Here is a 3176-nt window from a genome sequence, read left to right on the forward strand (position 1 = left end):
ATCCAGCCCGTACGTCCCGTCCGTCCGATATCCGTAGCTGGAGGAGGCGTCCGGGTCGTAGGACGTCCGCCACCCCGGCCCTGGCCATCACTTACGCGGTCGCTGGCACACCCTCCTGGGCTCGCTGCGCGGCCTTGGCCTCGGCACTGGCGAGGATGCCCGGGAGGTGCTTCTTGACGAGAACGCGCAGGCGGCGCTCACTCATGCCGGACACGTTCACGACCTCGCACACCAGCGGTTCAATGTCCGCCAGGTCCGGGGTCGCCGCGGGCAGGACGCCGGCCTCTTCCGCGCGCTTGAACAGGCGCCCGAACTCTCCGCACCAGTCCCGGCGATCGCCGAACTCCTCCATCTCCTCGCGGCTCATCGGCAGAGCCTTCAGCACGACGTGGGCGTGCTGGGGGTAAGCCTGTACTTCCGGGTCGGTGGCCAGGAATCGCACCAGCGGGTCCTCGGACGCGATCAGCTTCTGGTACGCCTCGGCCTGCTTCTTCTTGTGCGTCTGCTCCACCTCGAGCAAGGCGGCGTTCCGCTTGTTCTCCGCCTCGAAGTAGGCGGCGACCTGCTCGGGAGACATGGTGTGGTCCCAGTCCGGAACCGGATGCGCCCGGTACACGCGGTCGGTTTCGATGCGGTTGTTCCGGCTGTCGATGGCGTCGAAGAACGCCTTCACCTCAGGCAGCATGGGGAACGTTCCTTCCTGTTCTGTGCTGATGGACGGCTGCCGGAAGAGGCCTGTTGGTGAGGGCCCGGGCCGAGGCGGCGAGCTTCCCCCTTCCGGCGATGAGCCGTCAGCGGCACGGCGAAGCGCCCCGCAACCGTTCGTTTCTGCCTGTTCCAAGATGTTTTGCGCCAGCAAAAGATCTTGGAACAGGCAGAACTCGCCTGCCAGGTACCGCGGAGCGGGGCGAGAGGGCGGTTGCGGGGGCGCGCCGCCGTGACGCAGGCTGCAAAGCCGGAAAGGGGGACACCGCACTGGCCCGAGTGCGTCACTTCAGTGCCTGTGGTGGGCTGCCGTGTCAGACACAAGGCGGGAGGCGTACGACATCAGTCGACCTGCGAGCTGGGAGGAGCGGGCTCATGACCAGGCACGTGTGCCGGATGCCGTCAGAAGCTGGCCCTCGACCTGCACGCGGAAGACCTCGCCCTGCCCACCCAGCAGACTGGCTGGAAATCCGGGCCGATCGCCGGCTACGCCGCGGCCGCACTGCCCCTGCTCGCTCAGGCCCGCGCCGTCCTGGCCGCGGCCGTCGCCGCCGATCGGGCGGCCGGCGCCACCTGGGACGAGATCGGCGCAGTTCTGGATGTCAGCCCCGACACCGCCGCCCGCCGCTACCGCACCTGACGGCGAGCTGGCACCTCATCGAGCGGCGCTCACGCACTGATCGAGAAAGCCTTGGCGCGTGCAGCCGTCGGGATGGTGAGATGGCACGATGATCAACCACGACGAGGCGGCAGTCCGACCGTTGACACTGGCCTGGGTGAGCCGGCACCTGGAGGTCGGCGAACGGATCGTCAGGACCGAGGTGTTGCACGGCGGCATCACGGCCGAGATGCGGAGGCTGACCATCGGCACGCAGGACGGAGACACCCGTGACCTGGTGCTGCGGAGCTTCGTCGACCCGTTCAGGGTGAGGGGCGCTGAGGGCGGGCTGAACGGGGAGGCCGGCGCCCTGTCCCTGCTCGCCGGGACCGGCGTGCCGGCTCCTGAGCTGGTCGCGGTTGATCCGACCGCCGCGCATTGCGAGTATCCATCGCTCCTGATGACACATCTGGCAGGCCGGACGGTCCTCGACGATGAGGGAGTGGAGACGCGCGTTCCTCTGCTGGCTCGTCAACTCGTGGCCATCCATGCGCTGCGGCCCGCCGAGCGGCCCCGGAAGTATGTGACGCTGACGACCGCCGACACCGTCGTGGTTCCGAAGGGCGCCGACGCGGCGGCATGGGCCGCGGCGATCGACGTGATCCGCAAGCCCGCGCCGCCCTATGAAGGGCGATTCCTGCACCGAGACTTCCAGCCCGGCAACGTGTTGTTCGACGTGCCGCCCTCGACGCCGGCAGGTGCCCGGATCACCGGCGTCGTCGACTGGGCAGGGGCCTGTTGGGGTCCGGCGGATCTCGATGTGGCGCACTGCTCCACCAACCTTGCGTTGCTGCACGGACCGGCGTGGGGTCTACGGTTCGCTGAGGCGTACGAGGAGGCTGGCGGGGTGCTGGCCGCGGCCGCGTGCGAGCGGCTGTACTGGCAGGTGCGGGACGGGCTGGCCTGCTCAGAAGAAGTGCAGTTAGTGTCGCAGCCCTGGCGTGAGGGGGGGAGGACAGAGCTGACGACGCGAGTCGTGGAGGAGCGGCTGGATGCCTATGTCATCGCCCTGATGGACGCGCTGGGCTGAGCCCTGGCGGTCCGGGTGCAGCCCGACCCCATCGGAGGTTCGAAAACAACCTCTCATGAGATCTCCTGAGGCTTCATCGGTGCCAACAGTAAGGGAAGCCGCGCACCCACCGGCGAAGATGGAAGATGCGCGGCTCCACCGCATGCTTAAGGGTTGGTCACGGCGAGGTCGGCGACGATGATGGCGAACTCCTCAGGGGTGACGATCCGAACCCCGAGCGTTTCGGCCTTGGCTCGCTTTGAGCCCGCCTTGTCACCTGCCACCAGCAGGGATGTCTTGGCTGATACAGCCGATGACGCCTTTCCGCCCGCCCGCTCGATCAGCTCGTTCATCTCGTTGCGCGATAGCTCCGCCAGGGGGCCGGTCATCGTGCCGGTGACCACCACGGACATGCCCGTCAGCGGGAGCGCCGCTGTACCGGCGTGCGTTGCCGTGTCGTCGTCGGTGGGTGCGGTCCACCCGGGTTCTGTCATGTTGACGCCTGCTTTGATGAGCTTGTCGATGATGTCGGCCACCTCGAGGAGCTCCGCGACCACAACGGGGGCTTTCTCCGGGCCGATGCCTTCTACCTGCTGAATTGCCTCGGCGTCGGCCGATCGGATGGCGTCCATGGTGCCGAACTGGCGGGCTATGCGGCGGCTCATGCTGCGGCCGGTACCGCGGATACCGAGTGCGCAGAAGACGCGGCTCAGACATCCCTGGACCTGGAATGTCAAGCGGCGAAGTCGTGTTGCCGGTGCGACCATGCGGTTGCTTGGTTGTAGGTGGTGTGGGTTTTCAGGC

At 67.7% G+C, this 3176-nt stretch carries 3 protein-coding genes; 1 reads left to right on the top strand and 2 read right to left on the bottom strand.

All coding sequences use genetic code 11. From position 1 onward, the window contains the following. Positions 1–91 precede the first annotated feature (91 nt). Positions 92–685 (bottom strand): hypothetical protein, encoded by a 594-nt coding sequence (locus AB0H84_RS53315; protein WP_357622445.1) that lies wholly within the window; start codon positions 683–685, stop codon positions 92–94. Positions 686–1433: 748 nt separating this feature from the next. Between AB0H84_RS53315 and AB0H84_RS53320 the strand changes: the two genes are divergently transcribed. Then, entirely contained in the window at positions 1434–2393 is a 960-nt protein-coding gene (locus AB0H84_RS53320) for an aminoglycoside phosphotransferase family protein (protein ID WP_357622448.1), read from the top strand. A 146-nt stretch (positions 2394–2539) separates the two neighbouring features. On the opposite strand, the gene AB0H84_RS53325 is transcribed toward AB0H84_RS53320, so the two are convergent. Next, on the bottom strand, positions 2540–3176 hold a 637-nt coding region (locus AB0H84_RS53325), incomplete at its 5' end, for a helix-hairpin-helix domain-containing protein (protein ID WP_357622450.1).

The organism is Nonomuraea sp. NPDC050786 (assembly GCF_040654115.1).
Taxonomy (GTDB): Bacteria; Actinomycetota; Actinomycetes; order Streptosporangiales; family Streptosporangiaceae; genus Nonomuraea.

Bases quoted from the DNA above. Each gene is read 5' to 3' on its own strand.
- AB0H84_RS53315 (WP_357622445.1), bottom strand. From the start codon at position 685: ATGCTGCCTGAGGTGAAGGCGTTCTTCGACGCCATCGACAGCCGGAAC.
- AB0H84_RS53320 (WP_357622448.1), top strand. From the start codon at position 1,434: ATGATCAACCACGACGAGGCGGCAGTCCGACCGTTGACACTGGCCTGG.